We start from the raw sequence: 25599 nt of genomic DNA on the forward strand, positions 1-25599 counted from the left end.
GTTTATTTGGTTTGGGCCTGCATCGCTGCCGAGGCCGGGACCTGCGCGTCGTACAGCTTGTCGCCGTACTCCTGCGCCTGTTCCTCGAACTTCACGCGCGCGCTGCGGGCGAAGGGCTGGCGCATGGCCATCATGTCGCCCGTGCTGACGCGCTCGTAGGCGTTCAGGATGTCCTTGCCGGCCTGGTACATCTCGCGGTTCTTGGCGACGCAGCTCTTGACCTGCTCGTCGCGCTGGGCCAGCGCGCCGGCCAGCTTGGCGCGCTCGCTTTCCTTGGTGCGCGCCAGGACCAGCAGCTCGTCGTAGGCGCCCTTGAACTTGCCCAGCTGGGCGTTGCTGGCGGCGATCTGCGACTGGGCGCTTTCCAGCACGGCGCTCTGCTGCTGCGACAGCTTCTCGGCCTGGCCCTGGGCGCGGGCAAGCTGACCGCGCAAGGCTTCCAGCTCCTTCTGCGCCGCATCGCGCTGCGCCTCGGCCGCCGCCTTGGCGGCGTTGACCTGGGCCTGCTCGCTCTGCATCTGCTGCAGCTGCTGCGTGGTGCTGCGCAGCTGCGCGCGCAGCTTCTCTTCCATGCTTTCGGCTTGCGCGGCGCCGCCCAGCGTCAGGCCCGCGGCGCACAGCGCCGCCATGGCCGCCAGCCGGCGGCCGCGCCCGGCCGACAGCGGCGCGGACCGGCCGGATTCATCCCATACGGTGTGCATGTCCATGGCCTCAGAACCTGGCGTTGATCTCGAACTGCATGGTGTCGATGGCCAGCGGCGCGCCGTAGACTTCCTTGGTGCTCATCCAGCGCAACACGCCATAGACGTTCTTGTCGAAGGCGTAGCTGCCGCCGATGTAGTAGCCGCGCGCGTTGGTGCCGCCCTGGTGGAACGACGAATCGTTGAAGCCGTCGGGCAAGGCATCCGGCTGGATGTACTTGTAGCCGACGAAGGCCAGCCAGTCGCCCTTCTCCTTCAGGTCGAACGAACGGCCCAGCGTGGCCTGCAGCATCCAGGCGTTCGGACCGCTCTGCACTTCGCCGTTCTCGTTGAAGTTGTTGACCAGATGACCCTGCGAGCGGCTCCAGATCTTGCCCTTGCTGTAGGCCAGATTGCGGATGTAGTTGCCGTTCAGGCGCAGGCCCAGGCCGTCGAACACGCGCGTATCCCAGCGCAGGTTCACGTCCAGCAGGTCGAACTTGGACGCCAGGCCCACGAACTGCGGCTGCGGCGTGGCGCCGGGGTTGGCCGGATTGGCCATGATGTCGCGCAGCAGGAACAGCGTGTTGCCCTTCTGCATGAAGGCCGGACGCGACCAGTCGGTGTCGCAGTTCTGGTCGCCGTTCCACGGCGAGCAGGGGCTGGAGCGCTTGCCCGCGATATTGTCGAAGTGGTAGTAGGCCAGCGAGCCGCGCAGCGTGTTCCTGTTGTTGACCTTCCACTCGGCGCCGGCCTGGGCGGCCAGCAGCCATTTGTCCTCGCTCTTGCCTTCCTTGAAGGACGACGAGTTCCAGCCGTTGGCGCTGTACTCGGTGGAGAAGGCGCCCAGCGTGCCGAACAGCGTCACGTCGCGGCCCTGCAGCGGGTGCTTGAAGATCGCGGCCACGCCGTCGAAGTTCAGGTCGTTCGAGAACAGCATGTCGGTGGAATCGAACGGATTGCCGATGCGTCCGCCGGTGACGGTGGCCCACTTGGTCGGACGGTAGGTCAGGTAGGCCTGGTCCAGCCAGATGTCCTTCTTGGACATGCCGCCGCCCAGCGTCTGCGAGGTCGACACCGGGCTGTCGTCGCTGCCCGTGGCCAGGCGGATGCCGGCGGTCCAGGACTCGGACAGCTCGGCGCGCACGCCCAGGCGGGCGCGCACGCGCAGCTGGTTGCGGCGGTCTTCGCGCGTGTTCAGCATCGGCGGGTAGCTGTTGCCGCCTTGCGGATTGACGTCGTACGGCCCCTTGGCGTTCAAGCGCGCGAAATCGGTGATTTCGTTGCTGTTGCTGCCCGAGTACAGGCGCGACTCGTCGCGCACGCGCACATCGCCCTCGACCGTGATGCGCGAAACCCAGTCGGGGAAGGTGTTCGGCTGGGCCCAGTTCTCTTCCTTGGCCTGGGTCATCACTTCGGCCTTGACCTCGTCGCGGATCTGGTCGCGCACGGTCTGCGGGATGTACGGCACGCGCACGTCGCCAGCCTGCGCCACGGCGGCGCCACGGTCATTGCCGGTCGCGCGCGCGCTCTTGGCCTCGGCCTCGGCCTGCGCCACCAGCGCGTCGGCCTGGTCCTGCTTGATCACGCCCTGCTGCACCAGCAGGCGGATCAGGTTGACGGTCGCGTTCTCGGACGGGGCCGGCGCGGCCTGCGCCGGCAGCGCCACGGCGCCCGCGGCGGCCAGGGCCAGCGCGGCGGCCAGTCGGTTGAGTTGGAACTTCATTGTCTTGACACTCCAGGGATCTGTTCGGTTCGTGATTTCAGGAGGGACGGCGGCCGGTCAGCGAGGCGCGGATGGGCATGCTGACCGAGGCCGGCGGACGTTCGTCCAGCGCAGGCACCGCGCGCAAGGCCGCCACCACGCGGGCGTCGACGTCCGCATCGCCGCTGGACTTGGTGAGCTCGACGCGCGTGACCTGCCCGCTCGCCGTCAGCCAGATGTTGGCCTGCAGGCGGAAGGTCAGGTTGCGGGTGCGCTCGTCCTCGCGCAGGATCTTCTGCAGCGCGTAGGCGAGGTACTGGCTGTACGTGGCGTTGCCGGCGCGGCCGCCGCCGCCGCCCGACATGCCCTTGCCCTGACCGGCGCCGATGTTGAAGGCGTCGTTGCCGGCCTGCGCGTCGCCATCGATCTGCATCGGGTTGGCGAGGTCGTCGGCCGGCCGAGGCGGCGCCTCGTCCTGCGGCTTGGGCGGCTCGGGCGTGGGCACGGGCTCAGGCTCGGGCACGGGCTGCTGCTCTTCCTTGGGCTGCTCGGGCTCCGGCGGTTTCTCGGGCTCGGGCGGCGGCGGAGGAGGCGGCGGCAGCGGAATGATGGCCGACACCTTCGGCGGCTCGCGCCGCACGCCGGACATGTCATTGGCCCAGCGCCACAGCAGATAGGCCGCGGCGGCCAGCGCCACGGCCACCGCCGCCAGCTTCAGCCAGCGCAGCGCCGGACGCCGCGCGCGCGGGGAATCGGATTCAGGAAACGACATGACGTTTGCCTCGGCCCCTATTGCGGCTTGCCGGTGACCAGGCCGACCTGGGCGAGTTCCAGGCGGCGCAGCAGATCCAGCACTTCCACGACCTTCTGGTACTGCACGGCGGCGTCGCCGCGCACGATGACCGGGAAGTCGGGATTGAGCGCTTTCTCGGTGCGCAGCCTGTCCTCCAGCTCGGGCAGGGTGACGGGATAGGCGTCCAGGAAGACCTGGCCGGCATCGTTGACGGAGATCGCCTTGGTCTTGGGTTGCGACAGGGCCATCGAAGAGCTGGCCTTGGGCAGGTTGACCTTGATGCCGGCGATCTGCGCGGTGGCGGTCAGGATGAACATGACCAGCACCACCATCAGCACGTCGACCAGCGGCGTGATGTTGATGCCGTCGACGGGCGCGTCGTCGTCATCATCCTGGGCGGCGGATACGGAGGCCATGGGATCTCCTTATGCTTCGGCGGCGGCGGGCTGCGCGTCGCGGACCGCGGGGCGGCCGGCAGCGCGCGGCGCGGGATGGTGGGCGGCTTCCTGTTCCTGCGTCTCGCCATGCACTTCGGCCAGGCGCGTGACGAACTCGTCGACGAACACGCGCATATCGGCGCTGACTTCCTTGTTGCGCGAGACCAGGCGGTTGTAGCCAAACAGGGCCGGGATGGCGACGAACAGGCCCATGGCGGTGGCCAGCAGCGCGGCGGCCATGCCGGGCGCGATGGCGTTGATGTTCACGTCGCCGGCCATGGCCGTGCCCAGGAACACCACCATGATGCCCAGCACCGTGCCCAGCAGGCCGATGTACGGGCCGCCGGCGATGGCGTTGGACAGCGAGCCAAGCTTGGCGCCCAGCACCTGGTTTTCCTTGGTGCGCACGGCGTCCATCGAGGCGCGGATGGCTTCGATGGTGGCGGCCGAGATCGAGCTGGTGTCGGCGCCCTGCTCGCGGCGGGTGCGGATTTCATTGACCGCCACGCGGTACAGGCGCCACAGCGAGGCATGCTCCAGCGAGCGCGCCAGGTTGGCGTCGTCGGCCAGCAGTTCCAGGCGCTTGCCGACCTTGGCGAACGATTCGCGGAAGGCGTCGTTGGCACGGGCCACGCGGGCCACGTTGCGGCTCTTGCGAATCATGATGAACCAGGACTGCACCATCATCACGACCAGGATGGCGATGATGACCCAGGCGTCGATCGGCACGGCCTTGAGCAGGAAGCCCAGGCCGCCGAAACCGAAGCCGGACTGCTCTTCGTCGGTGCCATAGGCCACCAGGCGCGATTCGGCGCCCTGCGCGGTGGCGTCGGCCAGGATCAGCGCGGCGGGGCGGGCGATCTTGGACAGGCGCACTTCGTCGATGGCGCCCACGAACGGCGCATAGACCGGACGGGCGGGCGCGGCTTCGGCCGGCGCCTGACCGTCGGCGGCGGGCGCGGCGGAGGCAGCTGGGGCGGCGGCCGGAGCCGGCACGTCACCGCCCAGGGCGGCGACGGTGTTCAGCGGCGGCAGGCTGGCGGCCAGCGACGACGAGACGCGGCCATTGACGTACAGGTTTACCTTGCTGCCGTCGGCCGTCACGGCCACGTGCTGCCAGGCTGCCGGGGCCAGGGGCTGGCCGGGCTGGCTGCGCTGGCCGTTGACCTCGACGAAGGGCACGCCTTGATTGATACCGACCAGCAGCGAATTGCCGGCGTCGCGGCGGGCATAGATCAGCTGCTCGCCTGCGGGTTGGTCGGCGCGCACCCAGGCGCTGAACGTGAAGGAACCGGCGGCCGGGATGGCCAGCGAGGGGCTCGCGGGCAGCATCAGCGGCGCGCCGCCGGCGAACTGCGCGGCGCGGCCGATCACGCCGTCCACCGCGGCGGTGGTCGGGGTCTGGGCGTGGTTGCTGTAGGCGGTGGTGTCGCGCGGCGGCGCGCCGGCGGCGCCGTCGAAGTGGTAGACCAGCGTGTAGTTCGGGTCGAAGGTCAGCTGGCCGTTGGCCGAGGCCGGGGCCTTCTGGTTGCCGTAGTACATCCAGATGTCCTGGCGCTGGCCGTCGGCCAGCTCGGGCACGTCCACCCAGATCAGGGCGATGCCCAGCAGCGGATCGAAGGCTTCGAGCTGATGGTTCAGCACGGTCTGATCATCGGCCGCGACGAAACGGATGTCGGCGCCCTTCTCGCTGATGCCGTCGAAGGTGAAGTTGCCGGTGTGCAGGCGCACCAGCAGCGGCGAACGGCCGGCGGAGCCGCCCAGCGGCGCGCCTTGCGGCGTGGTGTCCACGGTGATCTGCTTGCGGTATTGCCAGTCGGCCTGCCACCAGGCGTTGGCGGCCGCCGGCGCTAGGCCGGCCAGCACGGTCAGTAGGAACATCAGTAAACGTTGCATGGTCAGGACTCCGGGAGGAATGCGGTTGCGTGCGCGCTCAGAAGCTGGCGCGCAAGTTGAAGTTCAGGCGGGGATCGTGTTTGCGGGTGTTGGGACCGTCCTTGAGCGGGTAGCCCCAGTCCAGCGAGCCGCTCAGCCAGTCCAGCACCTGCATGCGGGTGCCCAGGCCCACGCTGGCCAGCGAGTAGCTGGCGTCCTGCTCCGGCAGCGTTTCGCGCAGGCGCAGGGTGGCGGCGTCGGCGAAGGCGTAGAAGCGCCACTCGTTGACGTTGGGGCCCAGCCAGCGGGCCAGCGACGGCGTGCGCCACTCGACCGAGCCGAGCAAGCCGTCATCGCCGGTGCGCTCGGCGGCCAGGTAGCCGCGCACGCTGGTGGCGCCGCCGGCGGAGAACTGCTCGTTGGACACCAGGGCGCCGGACGAAATCTGGAAGGCGCCGCGCAGGCCCAGCTGCCAGTCGCCGAGCAGGTTGTGCGTGTGGGTGCCGTCGCCGCGCAGCAGCGCGAAGCTGGGGCTGGCGCGATAGCGTTTATCGTCGAATTCCTTCCAGCCGCTGCCGATGCCGAAGGACGAGCGCGTGGCGCCGACGATCGACAGGCCCACGCTGCTCTGCGAGGACTCGGAATAGCGGTAGCCGTTGTACGAGAACGTGAACGGCAGGTACTTCAGCGGGATGAGTTCTTCGTTGTTGCCGAAGCGCGTGGTTTCATCGAACTTCTTGTAGTCGATGCCCATCGTCAGCGAGTTGTACCACTCGCCCTGCGGCTCCATGCTGTAGGTCGCGCTGACGCCGAACGAGTGGCCCTTGCCCAGCACGTTGGTGCCGCCGATGGTGGCCACGTTGCTGTCGCTCTTGTAGCCGGAGAACTGCAGGCTCCAGCGGTTGGACAAAGGCATCGAGTACGAGCCGGACCAGACCTTGGCGTTGTCGGTCTGCTGCGGCGCGGTGAAGAAGGTCAGGCTGACGGAATGGCCCAGCTGCCACAGGTTGTCGTAGCCGATCGAGGCGGTGCTGCGCAGCTTCTTGGTGTCGGCGCTGTAGTCGTTGTTCAGGCCCACGCTGGCGTGCCAGGGGCTCTTGTCCTCGACCTTCAGGTCCACGTCCATGGTGCCCGGCATGCGGCCTTCCTTGACCAGCGGCACCACCTGGCGCGAGGCGCCCCGGTTCAGATTGGTCAGCTCGGCCTGGGCCTTGTTGAAGTTCGGCACCTCGCCTTCCTGCAGCGCGGGCACTTCGTCGCGGATGGTCAGCGGCGAATAGTGCTTGGCGCCGACCACGCGCACGCGGCCCACCTTGGTTTCCGATACCTGCAGGAAGACGATGCCGTCGGCCACCTGCTGCTCGGGCAGGTCCACGTACACCGACTGATAGCCGCGCTCCTGGTAGATGGTCTGCAGGGCCTCGCGCGCGGCCTCGATGTCGGACAGCGTGCGGTCCGGCCCCAGGTACGGATAGACCGCCTTCTCGATATCGCGCGCCTCCAGCACGGTGTTGCCGCGCACGATGTACTCGTTGACGTTGACGCGGCGCTGGTCGGCTGCCGCGGCGGCGGCATCGGCGGGCGCGGCGGCCTGCGCCCAGGCGGCGCCGGCCGCCAGCGTCAGGACGATCGCTCCCGCTGCGCGCAAGGCGCTGCCCTTACTCTCGAAATCATGCATAGCGATGCACTCAGTTCCTTTTATGAAAACCGGTCAGTGGCCGGCCGCTACCGTGCAGTGCGCTTGACAATCTCGTGACGGATTTCTGCCCGCATGTCCTCGTCCGCAGCTTCTGCTTGTTACTAGACGTACTGGCGAGCCCGGGACTGCGCGTTGTAAGAAAAATTTCACGTAACAGCGCCGGCGCCCCTGGGCAGGCCCGCCGGAACGGACCAGGGCCCGGAAATTTCCGGGCCCTGGTCCGTTTTTTGCTCCCCGCCGATGTGACACCGACATGACAGGCGACAAGGTTTCAACCGCCGCCATCACCTCGACAGTCTGGCGCGCTCCTGTTCCGTCAGGCCGCGCATCTCGCCCGGCTCCAGCGCGCCGGCTCCCAATATCTGCACCGCGCTGGCCGAGTCGTAGCGCGAGCCGGCGGGCGCCGCCGCGCGCGGCGACGGCGGCGTCGCGCCGGCGGCCGGTTCGTCGCCATAGCCCAGGATCTGCACGCTGATGACAGACGGCAGGTTCTGGCGCGACTGCTGCTGGGCGCGCTGCACCGATTCCTGCGCCGCGCCGGCCGCCGCCGAGGACGCCGCGCTGGCCGACGCCAGCGCGCCGGTGTTGACCGTCGCCGCCGCCGGAATGCCGTTGCTCTCGCCCTTGACCTGGATGTTGGCCGCGTTCACCACGTGCAGCGCCGCGATGTTGATGTTGCCCGACACCCGGATCCCCGCCTCGCCCGCGTCGATCGTGCCCAGCGGCGCATACAGGTCCACGTCGCCGGCCGGCACCTCCGCGATCGGCGCCAGCGTGGCGATGCCCGCGCCAGAACTCGGCGCGTTCGGCGACAGCGCCACGTTGCCGAACGCGTCATAGACCCGCCTCGGCGGCGTGTACACCACCGTGGTCTTGGCGCCCCGGCCGGCGTTGATGTCGCCCTCGGCAGACCACGCCAGGATGCCGCCGCCGAACGTCGTCATGATCCGGCTCTGCCCCAGCAGGATGCTGTCGCGCGCGTAGAGCTGGATGTCGCCGCTGCCCTGGGTCACGACGCCGGCGCTGGACGGCGGCGCCAGGCCCTCGACGCCGAAGACCTGCGCGCCGCCGGGCGTCAGCGCCTGGATGTCCCCGCCGGCGCGGGTCTGCACGCCCGCGCCGCCGTAGAGCGTGATGCCGCCGTCATAACGCAGGGGCGCGCCCTGCGCATCATGGTCGGGGAACAAGGCGGCGATGGCCTGGCGTCCGCGCAGATAGCTGCCCTCGCGCGCGGCCAGCTTGCCGTTGTATTCACGGCCGCTATTGCGCAGCTCGGCGAAATAGACCTGCCGGGCAAAGGCGCGCTGCTGTTCCGCCGGCAGCGCTGCGAAGTAGGCGCGCGCCTCGGCCGCGTCGCCGGCGTAGCCGTAGCGCTGGATCAGCCACAGCAGCAGCTCGGCCTCGTAGGTCTTGAAGGGCAGGCCCTGATCGAGCAGCGGACGGGCCGGATCGGCGGTCTTGTCGCCGAGATAGCGCGCGAGGAAGCCCGCATAGTCCGCCCCACGCGCGCCGGCGCCGGCCTGCAGCGCGACGGCGGCGCCGGCGCGCGTGTCGCCAGGCGCCGCGGGCCCCAGGCTGACCACGGTGGCCTTGTCTTCCATCAACAGGTTGCGGCCGGCCGATATTTCCATCACGCCCGGACCCGCGACCATGAAGCTGCTGTGGAGAATGTCGCGGCCGGCCTGCACCAGCGACACATCCGAAAGGCTCGCATGCAGGAACAGATTGCCGCTCGCCGTGCCCGCGTAGCCGCCGCCCGAGTTGCGGCTCAGATCGCCCGGCAAGGACATGTCCTGACCGGGAGCCGTGCCGCTGTTGACGATATCGCGTCCGGCCAGCATGCGGACCGGCGCGGCGCCCACATACCAGACCTGACTGTCGCGCGTGGTGGCCGTATAGCTGTAGACAGCGCCGCTGCGCACGCCGACCAGATCCTGCCCGGCATAGATGCGCACCGGCTCGCGCGACGCGGACTGCGCCGCCACGCTGTCGACGCCGAAGGAGAACAGCGGCAGGCGCCGCGTCGTCGCGACGATGCCATCCACGGACTGGTTGCTGGAACGGATCCCGTTGAGCGCGACCCCGGCAAAAGCAGGCCGCTGCGGCGTCGCCAGCGCGCTCTCGGACGCGCCGGACGGCGTGATCGAATAGCCGCCGGCGTAAATCGAGCCGGACGCCAGCAATTCCAGCTGCCCCCGGTCCGACGGCATCAGCACGATGCCGTAGAGCGATGCATCGTAGCGATGCGACATCCCGGCGCGGGCCGACTGGCCGTAGTACATGCTGCCGCCCGCCGCCACGGCGCGCAGGATGGGCGGATAGATATAGCGTCCGTCCGTGGGCGAGATGTCCAGCCCCGTCGCGATGCCGCTGCCGTCGATTTCGGTCGCCGCGCTGCCTGGCGTGAGATTGCCGCCCGCCGAGTGCAGGTCAATGGCGCTGCGGCCGGTCCAGAGCGTGAACCATGAGATGCCGCCGCCCCCCGCCAGCAGGCCCGTCGCATCGAGATAGGGCCGGGTCGCCAACTGCACCACGCGGCCGGGATCCACCACCGCGCCCAGCACCAGATCGCCGCGCGTATTCAGGTTGACGGTGGCGTCGCCCGGCGCCAGCACCAGTCCGCCGGTGGCCGAGGCCATCGACGAAGACAGGGGATCCGGCGCGCGGGAATCGAGTGGATCGCGCGCCAGGGAAGTGGCGCCATAGGACAGCGCGATGCCGCCGAGCGAGGCCGCGCTGAGCTGCACGTTGCCGCGCAGGTTCGCCAATACGCCGTCCAGCGCATGGCGGTTCATGGCGCGGCTCTTCTTGTCTATGTCGTTGTAGCCGCGCGCCTCCAGGTCGGCGTTGTAGCCGCCGCCCACCCGAAAATCGATGTCGCCGCCGCCCGTCAGCACCAGGCGGCCGTCCGCCGTCATGCGGCCGCTGCCGCCCACCGCCACGGTCAGCCCCTGGCTGCGGCGCGCGCTTTCGGCCGTGTCCGCCTGCGCTTGCAGCGTGCCGGCATCGCCGCCGACCGAGATGGCGACGTTGCCGCCGCCCAGCGTGCCGAAACCGGTGAAGCCCACCAGATGGGGCACATAGGCATTCACCGCCGACGAGCCATTATCGAAAGGCGGGCGCACATAGGTGCCGAAGTTGATGCCCCAGGCCACCGGCACCGCGGCGGGACCGGACGGCGCATCGCCGCCGCCCTGCCGCCACAGCCAGTTGGCGATGCTGGCGCTGGACAGCGCCTCGCGATTCTGGCTGCTCCAGGCCGGGGCGATCGACACGCCGTTGAGATTGCCGCCGGCCGTCACCGACAGATTGCCGCCGCGCTCCGGATACCAGACCCGCGCCAGGCTCGCGCCGCCGCCGTCGACGAATTTTTCGTAGTCACCGCCCTCGCTGCCCAGCACGCTGCCCTGGCCCGGCACCACGCCGCGCGCCTGCCGGTAGGCAGGCCCCATGTCCGCCGACTCGGTGCCCGCGGTGTAGACGCCGTAGGGCGACGCCAGCCGCACATCGCCCGCCGCGGCCACGTCCAGATCGCCCGTGCCCGTGCGCAGCACGCTGTAGTTCTGTCCCAGCACGCTCGCGGTCTTGGTGATCTCCAGCCGGATGTCGCAGAACGCCGGGTTGAGATCGCAGACGGCCAGCGCGCCCTTGGGCACGTCGGTCCCGGCAATGCGGTCCGGCTGGCTGTCCTGCGCGGCCTGCGACCACACCTTGACCTCGCGCTTGACCGCCACGGTCTCGCAGGCCTCCGGCAACCATTCGCACACGCCGAGAAAACCCTCGGGCACCTCGGTCCCTCGCGGGCCCATCCCCATCAACTCGCCCTCTTCCGTGATCATGATCTTGATGTTGTCCACGACGCGCGCGGCATAGTGCGTGTCGGCCAGCACCACATGACCGGCGCGCGGGTCGACGCCGACAGCGCGTGGATCCGCGGCCCCCAGGTCGGCGCCGCCGATCAGCCGCAAGCCCCACGATTGCGAGCCCGCGGGCAGCATCGCCGCCAGCGCCCAGTTGCGTCCCTGCGTGCCGGCCTTGTCCGCGCGCAGCTCGACCATGCTCGCGCCGTCGGGCAACTTGACGTCGGTGCCGGACGGCAGGTGCGCGCCGCGCGGCAGGTTCAGCTTGCCGGCCAACACCAGCGGGGACGGCTTGCCGTCGTCCGTCAACGCGCGCGGCAGCGCCACGCCGGCGGGCCAGCGCAGCGGCGCCAGCGTCGCCGTCGCCGCGAGCACGCTGCCCGCGCCCAGGCGCGCGTCGGCCGGCAGCGTGACGCCCTGCGCCAGCAGCGCGCCGGCCGGATACAGCAGCGCGCCGTTGGCATCGTGCACGGCGGCTGCCAGGATGGTGCCAGCGGGCAGCGTCAGCGGCTGCGCCAGGGTGCCCGCCACCGGCAGCACGGTGCCCGCCGCGAACCGCGTCTGCGACAGGGGCAGTTCGAAGTTGAGCAAGGCCCCCGACGGGAAAGTCGTGCCTTGCGCCAGCGACACGCCGATATCGGGCACCACCAGGTCGCCGCGATATGGCTGCACGCCGGACAACAGCAGCCAGCCCGAGTCGTCGGGCGTGACGGGAGGCGGCGCGAAGCCGTCGTTGATGCTGCCGTTGATCTCCAGGTTGCCGCCGGCCCGGATCGCCAGGCTGCCCACTTCGCCGGATCCATAGATGCCGGTGAGCGGCGCGCGCGGATTCAGGCTCGCATAGCGGTAGCGCGACAGGTCCAGATCCCCCTGCACCACCAGATCGCCGTCGGCCGAGGCGCTGCGGATCTCCACGCCGGGGCGCAGGTGCAGCGCGTCCGCGTAGGGCAGCAGGCCCGCCAGCTTGCCGCGCCTCAGGCCGGCATTGGCCAGCGCCGCGTCGACGAACTTGCGGCTGTCGTCGTGGATGCGGTCCAGGTAGTCCTGGTCGATGACCTGCCACTTGGCGCCATTCACCGGATCCGTCTCGGTGCGCGCATCGCGATAGATGGCCATGCCGTTGACGGCCACGCTTCGGGCGCCACGGATAGACAGGGCGCCGCTGGCATCGATATCGATGTCGCCCGCGATCAGGCCACCCAGGCGCGGCGCGTTCAGCTCCATGCTGCCCAGCCCCAGAGCGCCGCCAGGCGCCTCAACCCCCGCGCGCAGGTCGAAGCTGGCGCCCGCGTCCAACTGCAGGCGACCGGCGCCGGAATTGAGTTCGATGAGCGCCCGGTTCGGCGCGTCTATCGGCTGGCCGTAGCTGTCCAGGCGCGGCACGCTGCCGTGCGCGTCCAGCGCCGCGCCGGCGGCGATGCGCAAGCCCTGTGCCGCTGCCAGCCGGATGCTGCCCACGCCCTCGCCGCTGGCGTCGATGCGGCCGGCCATGGTCAGGCGGCCGCCGTCCAGCGAAATGCTCACCTGGCGCGCCCGCACTTCATCGCCGACCGTCAGGTCGCCCTGCTTGATCTGGAAGCTGCGCGACCCGAAGACGCCACCCGCGTTCAGGCGCTGGTTCAGCGCCGCGAAGTCCAGACGCTGCGCGCGGATATCGACGCCTCCGGCGGCGTAGGGCACCAGGGTGCCGCCGGCATCGTAGCGCCCGGAAGCCTGGCCCTGGATGGCGCCCAGCAGATCCACCCGGCCCGCCAGCGGATCCAGCGCGATCGCGGTCAGGCTACCGGCGCGGTTGTGGCTGGCGGACAGGTCGATGAGGCTGCCCGGCGCCTGCAGAATGTCGCCCTGCCGGCTTTCCAGGCGCAGCTCGCCGCCCCAGCCGTACTTGCTGACATCATGGAAATCGGTCTTGCGTCCAGCCAGGTCCAGGCGCGCGCCATCGCCCAGGACCAGGCCGCGCTGCGCCGCCAGCGTCAGCTTGCCGCTGGGCAAGGCCACGGCGGTATCGATGCGCACGCTGTCGCCATCCAGGACCCATTCCGCGCCGCCGGCGGCCATGGCCGCCTGGGCAGCCGTGGCGGCGCCTGCGGGCCGGCTCGCGACGATGGCGCCGCCGGCCTTGACGCGATTGACCGAACCGGCCTCGCCGGTGATCAGCGGCGTGTACAGATTGAGATTGCCGCCCTGGTAAGCGTAGCCGCTTCCTTCGACGTAGGCGCCTTGCGACTGGTACACCGACAGGCTGCCCCGGTGATTGGCGGTGATGCGCTGCGCCGCGTTCAGGTTGACGGTGGCGAAGCCAAGCGCCATGCGCTGCGGCGCGGCCGTGCCGTCCGGCTGGCCCGTGGGCCCGTAGCCGAACTCGATGCGGTCGGCGATGAGATCCAGCGTCCCCTGGCCCGTTCCCGCGCCCTGCGCGATCACGGCTGCCGGCGCGCCGCCGCCGCCCCAGATCAGGGTCTGCGCGCGCAGCGTGGCCCGGTCGCCCGCCGCGCCATAGCCATAGACCGCCGGCGCGTTCAGTTCAAGCCGGCCCAAGGGCTTGCCCGCAGGCGACGCCGAGGCGCTCAGGTCCACCGTTTCGTAGAAGTTGACCGAGTCCCTGACCGTCAGCGTCAGCACTTCCAGCGCCGGCGCGCCGAAATCCGCGTCGCCCATGAGCAGCCGATCCAGCAGCCCCTGGTTCAAGGTCATGCCCGCCGGCAGCGCGCCGCGCGCGGCAGCGGCGGCCAACGCCTGCGCGCTGCCCGCGTTGACGGCGCTCACCGACAGCGCCAGCTGACGCGCGCCGTAGCGGGCCTGCTCGCCCAGGATGAAGCGGCCGTCGGTGGCCGCGGCCAGCGTGCCCTCGGTGTAGAGCCGGGCGGGCCGGGCGCACAGGCCGGCGCAAGCGCCGATCTCGATCGCTCCCGGCGGATTGCTCTCGGGCCCTTGCGGCGCGTCCGGCGCCAGCATGGTGATCAGACCGTTGGACAGGGCCAGCACGGCGCTGCGGCCGGGGCTGTACAGGTAGCCTTCGGCGCTGTCGTAGTAGGCGCGACCCGCGCCGATGGTATCGATGGCGGCGCCCGCCTCCAGCGTGATGCCGCCCGCCGACACGAACACCTGCGGCGCGCGCAGCAGCGCGCCATCGCGCAACGTGACGCTGCGAGCCTGCGACTCGAACGTCAGCACATTGGCGCCTCCGGTGGCGGAGCTGCGGGCCTGGCCGCCCACGCTGATGCGCGACGCGCCGAAGCCGTTGAGCGTGCTGGCGTAATAGCTGCTCATGCCAGGCGTGGCGGCCGCGCCATCGGCCAGCACCTCGATCGCGGCGCCGCGCAGCGCCAGCTCACCGCCGCGCCCGCCTTCGGCCGGCCGGAAATCGGCCCGGCCCTGGAAGTCGAGCCGGCCGTCCACGCCTACGTCGATGGACAGCAGCTTGGCGTCGCGCTCCAGCATCGCCCGTGGCATGCCGCGACGCTGCGCGTCCTCCAGCACGTAGCGCGCGTAGGACGTCTCGTTGTACTGGGAATAGCCGCGCAGCGTCTGCGCCGACGTGACGATCACCTGCGACGGCAGCGCGTCGCGTATGGCCGTGCCGGCGACGGAGAAGCTCGCGGGCAGGCTCCAGGAGCCATTGCGCATGGCCAGCGCCGCTTGTCCCGGGACAACGCTGCCTGGCGCGACGCGGCCGTCGATCTCGACCCGGAATGCGCCCGGCAGCAAGGCATAGCTGGCCGGCATCAGCGTGTAAGTGCCCGCCGACAGGCCCGGCACGCCCGCCCCGATCTGGATCTGCCGGCCGATCAGCGGCGCACCCTCGCCGGCCTCGGCGGCCGTTGGCGCGACCGTCGCCTGCGCGCCCGGCACGACGGCGTAGACCGGATTGGTCGCCAAACCGGGCAGGCTGAACCCGCCGCCCGACGGCTCGATCCGCATCAGCGGCGTGTAGCGGGCATCGCTGGAACCGCCGCGACCGCTGACGAATGCCGCGCCCAGCAGCTCGCCTCCGCCCGACAGGTCGATGCGCGAACCGGGCGCCGCGTCCAGCTTGCCGGACAGGGCGATCTTGCCGTATTCGCCCGGCCGGTTCGGGACCACCGGCTTGCCGCCATACGCATAGGCCACGCCATCCACGGTGCCGCCATAGGGCATCACCAGCCCGCGCGCGCTGACCGACGTCAGGCTGCCCGGCAACAGACTCAGTTGTTCGGCGTTGAGCGACAGATTGCCCAGCGGCGCCCACAGCGCCGCGCCGTGATCGATGCGCGACGCGGTGAGGGACAGCTCGCCGAAGGCCGAATAGGGCGCCGACTCGTCCGCGCCCACGCGGGACAGCACAAGCGGCTGGCGCTTGCCGTAGTAGCCCGATTCCACCACGGCCCGTGCTTGCGCCGCGGGGTAGATCCGCGCGCCGGCCAGCGCCACGGATCCCGGCGTCGCCAATATCGTCATGCCATCGGCCACGGCGCCGCGCAGGAAGCGCAAGTCACCGTCGGCGGCCAGGCTGACGCTGCCGTAGCCTTGGCCGTCCACGGTGCGCAGCACCCTGCCCTGCAACAGGAAATAGCCATTGGCGCCGAAGCTGACCCGGTCGCGCACATCCACCGTGTTCCCGTGCACCGCGAACGCGCCGGTCGGTTCCTGCTTCGACAGGCCGCCATGCACGGTGGGCAGCACCAGGAAGTCCGCGTTGGGGCGGTCGGTCTGTGCCAGCAGCACATAGGGCGCGTTGACGCCGAACCGGGTATCCGGCGGCCCGCCCTCGGCCACCGTGAACGCGCCGGCGAACAGGCGGACGGCCTGGCTGGCCCGCAGATCGACGGCGCCGCTGGCGCTGATGAATCCATTGGACAGCACATTGAGGGTGCCAAAGCCGCTGTCCTGGTAGCGGTCCAGCGCCAGCTCGCCGTGGCCGTAGCGCAGCAAGGGCCGCGCCGCCCGCGGATCGGCCACGTCGGGCAGGCTGGCCGCCGCCTGCTGACGGATCAGCAGTTCGCGCTGCACCCGCACCAGATCGACGCTGGTGTTTTCATAGACGGGCGTCTCCAGCGCCACCGACAGCACGCCGCCAGCCGCGCCGGCCCCGCCCGCGCGGGCGCGCAGCGTGCCGTCCAGGTACAGCCCGTCGTAGGAACTGAGCGAAATCGATCCCCCGGCGCTGGCGACGCCGACGCTGCCGCCCTGCGGCAGATCCAGGATCGCGAACGCGCCGGACGCTTCCAGCAGCGAGCCGGGGCGCAGCACCACGAAGGCATCCACCGACGTGGCCGAGCCCTTGGCCGTATCGATCTCGCCGCCGATGACGATGGCGCCGCCCGGATCCACCCAGCCGTACCGCCGTCCCTGCGCATCCAGGGCCACGGCCGCGCGTCCGGCCACATCCAGCACCGCGCCATCGCCCACCCACAGCGAACGCTTGTGACCGCTACCGTCGCCGCGGTTATCCTTCAGGGCCACCGGCGGCTGGTCGATGCGCAGCGTGCCGCCGGGCGCGCGCAAGGCGCCGTCTATGGTGATCTGGCCCGCGCCGCGCAAGGCGATGGCCTGGCGCGGATCCACCTCGATCGATGCGCCGCGCGCCAGCGTCAGCTGCGCCGTGGCCCGGTCATCGTCGGGCGAATAGATGGCTCCGGTACGCAGCGTCAGGTCCGCGCCCAGGCGCTGCGTCAGCACGCGCTTGAGCGGATCGTCCTGGTACAGCGGCGGCGTCCAGGTTTCCAGCGCCGTATTCCGGTCCGACGCATTCGGCGCCTGCGCCGTATAGCGCAACACCGGCATGGTCACGCGCACGCGGGCGCCCTCGACGACCTCCAGGCCGCGCACGCCGGCCACTTCGTACTGCGAGAAGCCGCTGGCGAAGAAGCCTTCGTCCAGCACCGACACGCCCGGCGCGACGGCCTGGCGCCCACGGCCCACGCTGACCCGTTCGGCCTGCAGCAGCAGCTTGCCGCCGCCATCCACCCCGTAGCCGGCGATCTCGCCCGCCACCGTCAGGACGCCGCCCGTCGCGTTGCCCAAGGCGTTGGCCGCCAGCGTGACGTCGCCGCCCTTGCCGCCGCGCAGGCTGCCTGCCCAGGACCTGGCCGCGCCGCTGGATACGTTGATCGATCCGGACTGCGTGAGCGACACGTCGCCGCTGCTGCGCAATGCGACCGAGCCACCGTGACGCCAGGCCATCAGCGCGGAGTCTTGCGGCGTCAGCGCCAGGTTGGTCCACAGGCCGCCGGCCTCCACCCGCGCGCCCACGCGCACGCCCGCCGGCTTGCCAGCGGCCGGATTGGCCACGCCCTCCTCGACGCGGCCGTTGGAGGCGCTCATCTGCTTGAGCACATTGCCGGCCTGGATGCGGCCGCCCGGCGCCGACAGGTCCGCGTCAATGGCGACCCAGGGCGCGTACAGCACGGCCTCGCCCCCGGGCGCCAGCCTCAGCGCCTGCTGCACGACCACCCGATCCGCGCCCGCCAGCTTCAGGGCGCCCAGTCCCGCCTGATTCAGCCAGGCGGCGTCCAGCACGATCTCGCCGTCCGCCGCGTCCGCCTGCCCGACCGTCACCTGCCGGCTTATGCCGGACAAGCCCCAGGCGAGACGGTTCGTCGCGGTATCGAAGCGCGGCAGATACTGGCCCACGACCAATTGTCCGCGTCGCGCCGCCGCGGTCTGCGATTGATAGAAGCCTTCCTGGTCGCGCTGCGGCGCGTCGGTCTGGCGCGGCCCCTGGTAGACCTCTCCCGTCAACGCGCCCTGCAGGGCCGCGCGCTCGGTGGACACCAGCAGTTGGCCCGCGTCGCGTCCCACGGTGTAGCCGCTCTCGAAACGCTGGCGCGGCGCGATCAGCGGGTTGTAGAAGGTGCGCGTGGCCCGCTCGCCCCAACGCTCATGCTTCTGCTCGAAGCCCTTGTACAGGCCGGTGTAGAGCAGATCGCCGGGCGCGCGCGACAGCTCGTACAGGCGGCCGTCCGCGCCGCGCAGCCAGCTCTGGCGGATATACCCGTCCCGCACGTCCAGCGTGCCGCCCGACAGGTTGATGTCCGAGCCGGCCCGCGTGACCAGCTCGCCGCCCGTGAACGTCGCCGTGCCGCCCTGCGCCAGCCACTCGCCGGCGCCGCGCCCGCTGGTCGCCAGATAGCCGCCCACCTCCAGCAGCCCCCCCGCCGTGTACCAGCGTTCGTTCTGGTAGCCGTTCACGCCGGCGGCCACCTTCACCAGCGTGCGCCGGTCCACCCAGACTTCGCTGTTGTTCAGGTTCTTGCTGTCACGGTTCACCGGCGAGTCGCGCTGCTCATTGCCCTGCACGTCGATCCGGACGCTGTTGGACTCCATCGCCACCTTCACGCCGATCGCGCCCGCCACATCCAGCGCCGCACCAGACTGCAGCAGCGCCTGCCGGCCCGCCGACACCGCGATCTGCCCGCCGGTCGCCACGGTGGTCGAGCCTCCCTCGAACAGCGCCTGCCCACCCGTCACCACCTCGATGCGCGACAGGTCGCGCCGGTCGGCGACCGTGCTCAGGTGATCGTATGCGCCGCCCGTCTTGTTGGTCGCCTGGCCGTCCAAGGCCTTCAGCGCCGCGTCCCGCTGCCCGTCCAGGCCGGTGAGCGCAGAGGACTCCAGCACCACGGCGGTAACGCTGCCCTCGCCCAGCGCCACACTGCCGCTCGCATCGCTGGCACGGTTCAACAGGTGGATGGCGCCGCGCGCGCCAATATCCGTGCTGGCGACCAGCACGCCGTCCTGCCGCACCTGGCGACCGGCCAGCGTGATGTCGCCGGTGGCGGCGCTGATCAGGCCGCTGTTGCGCACCAGGCCCGCCGCGCTGCCGGCCTTGATCGTCGTGCCGACCTCGTTGCCGGTGGTCGTCGACTTGACATTACCGTCGGTGCCATAGCCCTTGCGGATGTAGAAATCATCGCCCGCCGCCAGCGCGGCCTGACCGCGCGGCGTGGCGATCTGGCCGGCGTTGTGGACCTCGCTGCCCAGCAGCAGCACATAGCCGCCGCCGCGCGTAGCGCTGCCCGGCTCCTGCGTGGCGATGCTCGCGCCCGGCCGCAGCTCGATATTGCCCAGCGCGTCCTTGAAGGTGGGCAGCGTGCCGTTGGCATCGGTGTAGATGCCCTTGTCGCGAAACTGCTCGTCGGTGATGGTGGCGGCGGCGACCACCAGGTTGCGCGCGTTGACCTGGCTGGTGCCGGTGAAGATCACGCCGTTTTGGTTGACCACCAGCACGGTGCCGTCGGCCTTGATCGCGCCGTGGATCTCGCTGGGTTTCGCGGACGCGCCCACCACGCGGTTCAGCGCCGCGTCGGACGCGTTCTGCTTGAATTGCAGCGTGGTATTTCGGCCGACGTTGAAGCTGTCCCAGTTCAGGATGGCGCGCGACTGCGTCTGCTCGATGGTCACGACCTGGCGGCCATCGGCCGTGCTCTTCTGCGGCGCCTTGGCGCCTTCCCATTTGGCCTGCGCGCCCTCGGCCGCCCACAGGCCGCCCGGCGTCAGTCCGTCCGGCACGCCGGCGCCATTGGCGGCCGCCGCCGCGCGCGCGGCGGCCTGCGCCGCCTGCTGCGCGGCCACGGCCGCCACCGTGCGGTTCAGGTTGTCGAGCGAGCGCTGCAACTGCTGGCGCGACTGCGCCTGCTGCTGGCTGGCGTTGCCGACGCCTGCCAGGCTGCCGTCCGGCAGGCGGCCCGAGCGCTGCACGGCCGATTGCGCCGCGCCCTTGTCGGCGAACCAGCCGGGACTGAAGGCCCGTGATTGCGCCTGCGCCGCGCCCGCCGCGCCGCCGGCGATCAGCAGCGCCGCGATCGCCTGCGAGGCCGGAGTCAAGCGCCAACCCGCTGGCGCGGCCCCGCGCATGCGCGCCGCCGGCGCCCCTGCGCCCGCCGTCGGATTCGTCGTTGCCCTGCCCGTGTCCCGTGCCCGCATCATCGCCTTTCCTTGTTCCAATCGCGCGTGTTCGCCACCTAGAGCAAGACAGACGGATGGAAAAGCGCGGACCGGAACCCTGTCACAAATAATTCACGACAGCAGCACGACCCCGGCTGGCAAGTGGGTCAGGCGCGCGCCATAGGCGTCGCGTATCAATTTCTCCGCGTCGGCGATCTGCGCCAGCGAGATGCGCGCCTGTACCAGGCGCTTGCCCAGTTGTTCGTTCATCAGCACCAGATGGCCACGGCGATAGCGGTTCAGCTCATCCACCACCTGGGACAAGGGCTGCTGGTCGAACACCAGCCAGCCCTGCCGCCAGGCAACGACGCGATCCGTATCCACCGGCGCCGGCGGCTGTACGCCCCGGCCGTCGTAGCGCAGCTCCCGCTGCGCGCCCAGGTCGAACACGCCCTGCGCATGCGTCAGGCGCACCGTTCCCGACAGGCAGCACAGCCGCGCCTCGCCGTCGACGTAGCGCAGGTTGAAACTGGCGTCGCGGGCCAGGATCCGGCCGGCGCCCGCGACCACCAGAGCGGGCTCGGCGCCGGCGCGCACCTCGGCCTCGCCGTCGGCCAGCTCGATAAGCTTGGCGCCGTCCGCGCCGACCGTCACATTGATGCGGGTCAGGGTGTTCATCTGCACGTCCAGCGCATCGCCCAGCGTCAGGCGACGCTGCTCGCCGCGCGCGGTACGGTAGTCGGCGGCCAGCTCGCCGATGCCCGGCCACAGCCCCAGCGGCGGGCGCAGCGCCAGATAGGCGGCCGAGGCCGCCACGACGCTGCCCAGGAATGCGCGCCGTCCCATGGCCGGCCGTCGCTCGGGCGCCCTGGCGCGCGCCGCGCTTTCCTCCATCAGCGCAGGGCCCAGCGCGCGCCAGAGTCCCTGCTGTTCGGCAAAAGCGGCCTCATTCCCGGGATCCGCCCGCCGCCAGCGCTGGAAGTCCTCCGCGTCGGCCTCGGTGGCGCGCCCTGACGTCAGCAACAGCAGCCAGGCCTGCGCCTCGGCCCTCGGCCCGGCGCCCGCTTTTTTCCTCGCGCGCGGCATCATCATCACGGCCATGGCTCCCCGCCCTGTTCATCGCCCGCGCGCAGCGCGCGGCCGCAGTGGTCCAGCGCGCGCTTGATTTCCTTGGAGACGATGCGCTCCGACACGCCGTAGCGCCTGGCGATCTCGGCATGCGGCAATTCATGCACGCGCGCGGCCAGCAGCATCTGCTGGGTGCGCTCAGGCAATCCGCGCAACGCCCGGCGAAAGACTTCGATCTCGCTGCGGCCCTGCGCGATGCGCGCGGGGTCCGAGGCTTCGTCCGCCACATTGATCAGTTCGCCGATCTCCACGCCCGTCAGCAGCCGTGAATCCCAACGCCTGTGATCCTCGGCGGCGTTCAGCGCCATCCGGAACAGATAGGCCGCCGGCTGCTGCACCGGCATGCCCGGCGGCAGCTCGTTGACTTTGAGGAACGCCTCCTGCATCGCGTCGTGCGCCAGGTCTTCCGATCCCAGCCGGCGCTTGAGCTGATTGCGAAAGTCGTTGTAGCGCTCGAGAAACAGCGCTTTCAGAAACCCCGGCGTCTTGCCCTCAGCCACCGGATGCGCCCTCGAGCATGTCGCACTGCCTTGCCGCGCGCGGCTCCAGCAGCACGGTCACGGGCTGCGGCAGATCCACCGGCAAGGGGCCCGCGCGCATGTCAGCCAAGGCATGCTCCAAGGCCTGGTCGCGCGCGGCCTGGCCGCTGCGAGTGATCCAGTTCATCTTGCTGACGCGCGCATCCCCGTCGAACCACAGTTGTACCAGCGCGCGATAGCCGCCGGGCGCGGTGCCGGCCGCCGCGCACAGGACGCGGCGCAACGCGGCCTGCAAGCGGGCGGCATGGGCGGTGTCGCGCAGGCGTGGCTGCCGAGGACGCGCCGGCCGCGGGTCCGCCACCAGGGTGAACGAGTACTCGCTGGCATAGCGGATCGACAGGGGCGACCCGGCCAGCAGCCTGCGCAGCGCATCTCCCGCCGTATATCGGCCGTCCAGGGCGGGCGCCTGCCGACCCTCGGTCAGACCGCTGTCGACCAGCACGGTCATGCCGCTGGCCCGGCTATAGGCGACCAGCGCCTGACTCAGCGGCTGGGCCGGTATGGCAAACGGGATCAGGACGGACGGCGCTTCCGCCCGCGCCAGGATGGGCGGCCAGCACAGGGCCAGCGTCAGGCAGGCGCCGCCCGCGCGCAGGCACAGGCCGGCGAAACGGACCGTCATCGCCACGAAAGGATAGAGGAATGGACAGGCATCGCCTCGGCGGCGCAGCCGCGCCGCCCGCTCCGACACACGAAAGCCGCCATGCTAGGGGCGGTGAGTGACGCAATCGTGACAAGCCGGCATGAACGGCGCGGACCGCCGTCTTATACCCGTCACCCAAAGCGGCGAACCTGTCCCTATACTGGATTCACGCGCTCGTGGCGGGCATGAGTCCTGGCGACGGGCGCGGGCCGGTCCGGCACATGGCCGGCATGGAAGAATCTTAGGAGCGCATATGCGCCTGCACACCCTGTTCCTGGCGACGGCCCTGGCCGCCGCCTCCTCGATGGCCGCCGAAACGCAGGGCCAGCCATCCGGCGCGGCAACGTCCGGCGCGACGACGCCCGACACCAAGACCGGCAAGGCGGCCACGGCCTGCATCGACACCGAGGTCAACGGCTACCGCGCCCTGTCCTATGAATGCCTGAACCAGAGGATGGCGCCGGACGCCGCGCCCAAGCCGCCGCCCACGCTGGAGTCCGAGGCCATCACCCACCGCCCGCCCAACCAGATGGGCCTGCCCACGCCGGCCACCATCGGCAACCGCATGGGCAATACCTTCGGCACCTCGGCCTACCCGCAGCGGCCCTAGCCCTGAGGCGCGCGCCGGCGGCGCTCAGCCCTGGCGCGAGATGAAATAGATCTTCTTGACGAACTGATCGACTTCCCAGCGGCCGGTATAGCCTTCGGGCATGACAAAGCTCGAGCCTGGCACCAGCTCGTGGACGGTGCCGTCCGGATCCACCAGGCGCGCCGCGCCCTCGACGATATGGCCGAACTCGACATAGCCGGTGGTGTTGGCCTGGAAGCTGCCGGCCGTGCTTTCCCAGACGCCGGCCTCGGCCTTGCCGGCCAGCCCTTCGAAGGCCGTTTCGGTGCGGAACGCGGCGTCGCCGGAAATGGGGCGCCGGGGCTTGCCCGGCACGGGATGCTTCAGGGGGCCGGGATCGATGCGGACCAGCCGCGATTGGTCATGTTTCAAAGCGGATCTCCAGATGGGGTGGCCGGCGGGGCGCAATGCCGCCGAGGGCACCAGGAATAGACAGTGGAATCGCGCGACCTCAGTGGGCAGCCACCACCAGCACCTCGGCCTGCGTCCGTCCCACGGTACGCATGCGGTGTGGCAGTTCGGAATCGAAGTACAGCGAATCGCCGGCGTCGAGCCGGAACTGGCGCTCGCCCACCTGGACCTCGATGGCGCCCTTGAGCACCAGCAGGAATTCCTCGCCCGGATGCGGGAACACCGCCGTCGCGTCGGGGAATTCGCGCGGCGGGTGCACCACGAAGGGTTCCATGGCCTTGACCTTGCGGCGACCGGCCAGCGATTCATAGCGGTATTCCGCGCCCAGCCCGCCGCGCTGCAAGGCCTCGCGATCGGCCACGCGCACCAGGCTGACGAGTTCGTCCTGCGCGTCCTGGTCGGAGCCGACCAGCTGCGACACGCCCACGCCGTAGGCTTCGGCCAGGCGCAGCACGGTGGAAATCGACGGCTCGCTCAGCCCTCTTTCCAGCTTGGAAAGATAGCTCTTGGTCAGGCCCGTGCGTTGCGCCAGCTGCTCCAGGGACAGGGCTTGCTGGCGGCGCAGGGTCCGCAATCGGTGAGGCAGGTCGATCATGGGCAGGCGTGGAGCGGAAAACAACAGATAAGCATGCCCTAAACGCGCCTGTCCGTCGAGCGGCCCGCCCCGTCCGGGCCAACGGCCGCCGCCGGTCTGGAGCGCGGCGAGGCGGCCAGAGACACGCCCCGCCTCCCGTGAAGAGCGGCCAGCCTCAGCCCAACACGTCGCGATGCGTCCTGAGCGCCCGCCGCGCGTAGTAGGCGAAACCCGCCTGCGAGCGGCGCGGCGTCAGGATCCAGTCGTGCGCCTCGCGCCCCAGCGCCGGCGGGATCGGCTGGATCTTGCCGGCCGCCATCGCCAGCAGCTGCATGCGCGCGGCGCGCTCGAACTGCAGCGCCAGCACGCAGGCTTCCTCGACCGAGGCGGCCGCCACCAGCATGCCGTGGTGCGACAGCAGGATGGCGCGCTTGTCGCCCAGCGCCGCCGAGATGATCTCGCCTTCCTCATTGCCGACCGGCACGCCGGGCCAGTCCTTCAGGAAGGCCACGTCGCCGTACAGCGGACAGTTGTCCATGTGCGAGATTTCCAGCGGCACCTCCAGCATCGACAAGGACGCCGCGTGCAGCGGATGCGTGTGGATGATGCAGTTCACGTCCGGCCGCGCGCGGTAAATCCAGGAGTGGAAGCGGTTGGCGGGGTTCGGCATGCCGCCGCCCTCCTGCACCCGCAGATCCTCGTCCACCACCAGCAGGTTATCCGCCGTGATCTCGTCAAAACCCAGTCCCAGCCGCTGCGTGTAGTAGCGCCCGGCCTCGGGCGCGCGCGCCGTGATCTGCCCGGCCAGCCCGGAATCATGCCCGCCGTCGAACAGGATGCGGCAGGTCAGCGCCAGCTTCTGGCGCAGCGTCCATTCCGGCGCGTCGAGCTTGCGCTCCATGTCGGCCTGCGCGCGCGCGATCAATTCCTCTTTCGACAAGTGCATGGTGTCGGCCATTTCTATGCTCCTTCAAGCCGTTTCCAGCAACGGCGTAAAACCCGGCAAGGCCCGCATGCGGGCCAGCCAGGCATGGACATGGCGCAGGGCCGACAGGTCGTAGCCGCCCTCGTGCGCCATGCTCGTATAGGGATACAGCGCGATGTCCGCGATGGTCGGCGCGTCGCCGACCAGGAACTCGCGCCCCGCCAGGTGCGCATCCATCAGCGCCGCCGCCTTCATGCCCTGGCGCCGCCATTCCCGCATGGCCGGATCATCCACCCGGGCCGTGCCGCGCAGATGGATCAGCAGGCGCGGCTGTGCAAAGGCATGCATGTGCTGCGTCTGCTCGAAACTCAACCAGCTGCTCACCTGTGCCTGCGCCAGCCGCTCATCGGGTAGCCAGGACGTGCCCTGCCCCAGGTACCACAGGATCGCCTGCGACTCGGCCAGCCACAGCCCCTCGGGCGTCAACAGCGCCGGCACCTGACGCCACGGATTGATGGCGGCAAAGGCCTCCGTCTCCAGATCGCCCTGCACGATATCGAAGGTCCGGCGACGCAGCGCCAGCCCCATGTAGCCGCAGGCCAGTCGGATCTTCCAGGCATTGCCCGAACGCAGCGTGTCGGCCAGCTCCAGCGGCTGCCCCGCGAGCGGATGTACAGGCATGTTCATTTCAGTCGTCCAGAAAACATGGCGCGCCACCAACGACGCAGAAAGCAGATATCGGCAAGAAGTAGATATCGGCATGAAGCAGTCCTCCTCAAGCGGGGCTGCGCGGATCCGGCTCCGCCGGTCCGCAGCAGCGCCCCCTGGGGGGAGCGC

General features: G+C 70.4%; 15 protein-coding genes. 1 reads left to right on the top strand and 14 read right to left on the bottom strand.

Annotated elements, in window-relative coordinates; all coding sequences use genetic code 11:
* Positions 1–2 precede the first annotated feature (2 nt).
* From C2U31_RS26900 to C2U31_RS26945, 10 genes are all read right to left on the bottom strand, one after another.
* Positions 3–701, bottom strand: a complete 699-nt coding sequence (locus C2U31_RS26900; RefSeq protein ID WP_233772518.1) for a DNA repair protein — start codon at positions 699–701, stop codon at positions 3–5.
* Positions 702–711: 10 nt separating this feature from the next.
* Positions 712–2406, bottom strand: a complete 1695-nt coding sequence (locus tag C2U31_RS26905) for a putative porin (protein WP_103275594.1) — start codon at positions 2404–2406, stop codon at positions 712–714.
* 37 nt (positions 2407–2443) lie between these two features.
* Complete coding sequence (locus tag C2U31_RS26910; protein WP_103275595.1) at positions 2444–3157, bottom strand: energy transducer TonB; 714 nt, start codon at positions 3155–3157, stop codon at positions 2444–2446.
* 17 nt (positions 3158–3174) lie between these two features.
* The gene (locus tag C2U31_RS26915; RefSeq protein WP_103275596.1) at positions 3175–3594 is read right to left on the bottom strand and encodes a biopolymer transporter ExbD; all 420 of its coding nucleotides are present in this window, start codon (positions 3592–3594) and stop codon (positions 3175–3177) included.
* Positions 3595–3603: 9 nt separating this feature from the next.
* Positions 3604–5511: a DUF2341 domain-containing protein gene (locus C2U31_RS26920; RefSeq protein ID WP_103275597.1), complete on the bottom strand. Its 1908-nt coding sequence runs from the start codon at positions 5509–5511 to the stop codon at positions 3604–3606.
* Between the two features lie 37 nt (positions 5512–5548).
* Positions 5549–7168, bottom strand: coding sequence for a ShlB/FhaC/HecB family hemolysin secretion/activation protein (locus tag C2U31_RS26925; RefSeq protein ID WP_103275598.1), 1620 nt, complete (start codon positions 7166–7168; stop codon positions 5549–5551).
* A 305-nt stretch (positions 7169–7473) separates the two neighbouring features.
* Positions 7474–19854, bottom strand: coding sequence for a filamentous haemagglutinin family protein (locus tag C2U31_RS26930; RefSeq protein ID WP_199770904.1), 12381 nt, complete (start codon positions 19852–19854; stop codon positions 7474–7476).
* A gap of 192 nt (positions 19855–20046) precedes the next feature.
* The gene (locus tag C2U31_RS26935) at positions 20047–21015 is read right to left on the bottom strand and encodes a DUF4880 domain-containing protein (RefSeq protein ID WP_103275599.1); all 969 of its coding nucleotides are present in this window, start codon (positions 21013–21015) and stop codon (positions 20047–20049) included.
* Positions 21006–21542: an RNA polymerase sigma factor gene (locus C2U31_RS26940; protein ID WP_233772520.1), complete on the bottom strand. Its 537-nt coding sequence runs from the start codon at positions 21540–21542 to the stop codon at positions 21006–21008. The genes C2U31_RS26935 and C2U31_RS26940 overlap by 10 nt, the downstream gene beginning before the upstream one ends.
* Complete coding sequence (locus C2U31_RS26945; protein ID WP_103275600.1) at positions 21535–22203, bottom strand: STN domain-containing protein; 669 nt, start codon at positions 22201–22203, stop codon at positions 21535–21537. The genes C2U31_RS26940 and C2U31_RS26945 overlap by 8 nt, the downstream gene beginning before the upstream one ends.
* A 274-nt stretch (positions 22204–22477) precedes the next feature.
* Here C2U31_RS26945 and C2U31_RS31090 point away from each other — a divergent pair, with 274 nt between their 5' ends.
* A complete protein-coding gene (locus C2U31_RS31090; protein ID WP_103275601.1) occupies positions 22478–22834 on the top strand; it encodes a hypothetical protein in 357 nt (118 codons plus the stop codon).
* A 24-nt stretch (positions 22835–22858) separates the two neighbouring features.
* On the opposite strand, the gene C2U31_RS26955 is transcribed toward C2U31_RS31090, so the two are convergent.
* The 4 genes from C2U31_RS26955 to C2U31_RS26970 form a co-directional block, all read right to left on the bottom strand.
* Positions 22859–23224 (bottom strand): cupin domain-containing protein, encoded by a 366-nt coding sequence (locus C2U31_RS26955; RefSeq protein ID WP_103275602.1) that lies wholly within the window; start codon positions 23222–23224, stop codon positions 22859–22861.
* 79 nt (positions 23225–23303) lie between these two features.
* Entirely contained in the window at positions 23304–23858 is a 555-nt protein-coding gene (locus C2U31_RS26960; protein WP_103275603.1) for a helix-turn-helix domain-containing protein, read from the bottom strand.
* 154 nt (positions 23859–24012) lie between these two features.
* Positions 24013–24795: an aldolase gene (locus C2U31_RS26965; protein WP_103275604.1), complete on the bottom strand. Its 783-nt coding sequence runs from the start codon at positions 24793–24795 to the stop codon at positions 24013–24015.
* Positions 24796–24807: 12 nt separating this feature from the next.
* Positions 24808–25443 carry a glutathione S-transferase family protein gene (locus C2U31_RS26970; protein ID WP_103275605.1) on the bottom strand — a complete coding sequence of 212 codons (636 nt, stop codon included), beginning with the start codon at positions 25441–25443 and terminating at the stop codon, positions 24808–24810.
* Positions 25444–25599 lie beyond the last annotated feature (156 nt).

Origin of the sequence: Achromobacter sp. AONIH1, from assembly GCF_002902905.1 — a bacterium.
Classification (GTDB): Bacteria; Pseudomonadota; Gammaproteobacteria; order Burkholderiales; family Burkholderiaceae_B; genus Achromobacter.

Excerpts from the sequence above, each read along its gene's own strand:
- C2U31_RS26910 (WP_103275595.1), bottom strand. The coding sequence starts at position 3,157 with ATGTCGTTTCCTGAATCCGATTCCCCGCGCGCGCGGCGTCCGGCGCTG.
- C2U31_RS26935 (WP_103275599.1), bottom strand. The coding sequence starts at position 21,015 with ATGGCCGTGATGATGATGCCGCGCGCGAGGAAAAAAGCGGGCGCCGGG.
- C2U31_RS26945 (WP_103275600.1), bottom strand. The coding sequence starts at position 22,203 with ATGACGGTCCGTTTCGCCGGCCTGTGCCTGCGCGCGGGCGGCGCCTGC.
- C2U31_RS31090 (WP_103275601.1), top strand. The coding sequence starts at position 22,478 with ATGCGCCTGCACACCCTGTTCCTGGCGACGGCCCTGGCCGCCGCCTCC.
- C2U31_RS26900 (WP_233772518.1), bottom strand. The coding sequence starts at position 701 with ATGCACACCGTATGGGATGAATCCGGCCGGTCCGCGCCGCTGTCGGCC.
- C2U31_RS26915 (WP_103275596.1), bottom strand. The coding sequence starts at position 3,594 with ATGGCCTCCGTATCCGCCGCCCAGGATGATGACGACGACGCGCCCGTC.
- C2U31_RS26960 (WP_103275603.1), bottom strand. The coding sequence starts at position 23,858 with ATGATCGACCTGCCTCACCGATTGCGGACCCTGCGCCGCCAGCAAGCC.
- C2U31_RS26925 (WP_103275598.1), bottom strand. The coding sequence starts at position 7,168 with ATGCATGATTTCGAGAGTAAGGGCAGCGCCTTGCGCGCAGCGGGAGCG.
- C2U31_RS26905 (WP_103275594.1), bottom strand. The coding sequence starts at position 2,406 with ATGAAGTTCCAACTCAACCGACTGGCCGCCGCGCTGGCCCTGGCCGCC.
- C2U31_RS26965 (WP_103275604.1), bottom strand. The coding sequence starts at position 24,795 with ATGGCCGACACCATGCACTTGTCGAAAGAGGAATTGATCGCGCGCGCG.
- C2U31_RS26970 (WP_103275605.1), bottom strand. The coding sequence starts at position 25,443 with ATGCCTGTACATCCGCTCGCGGGGCAGCCGCTGGAGCTGGCCGACACG.
- C2U31_RS26920 (WP_103275597.1), bottom strand. The coding sequence starts at position 5,511 with ATGCAACGTTTACTGATGTTCCTACTGACCGTGCTGGCCGGCCTAGCG.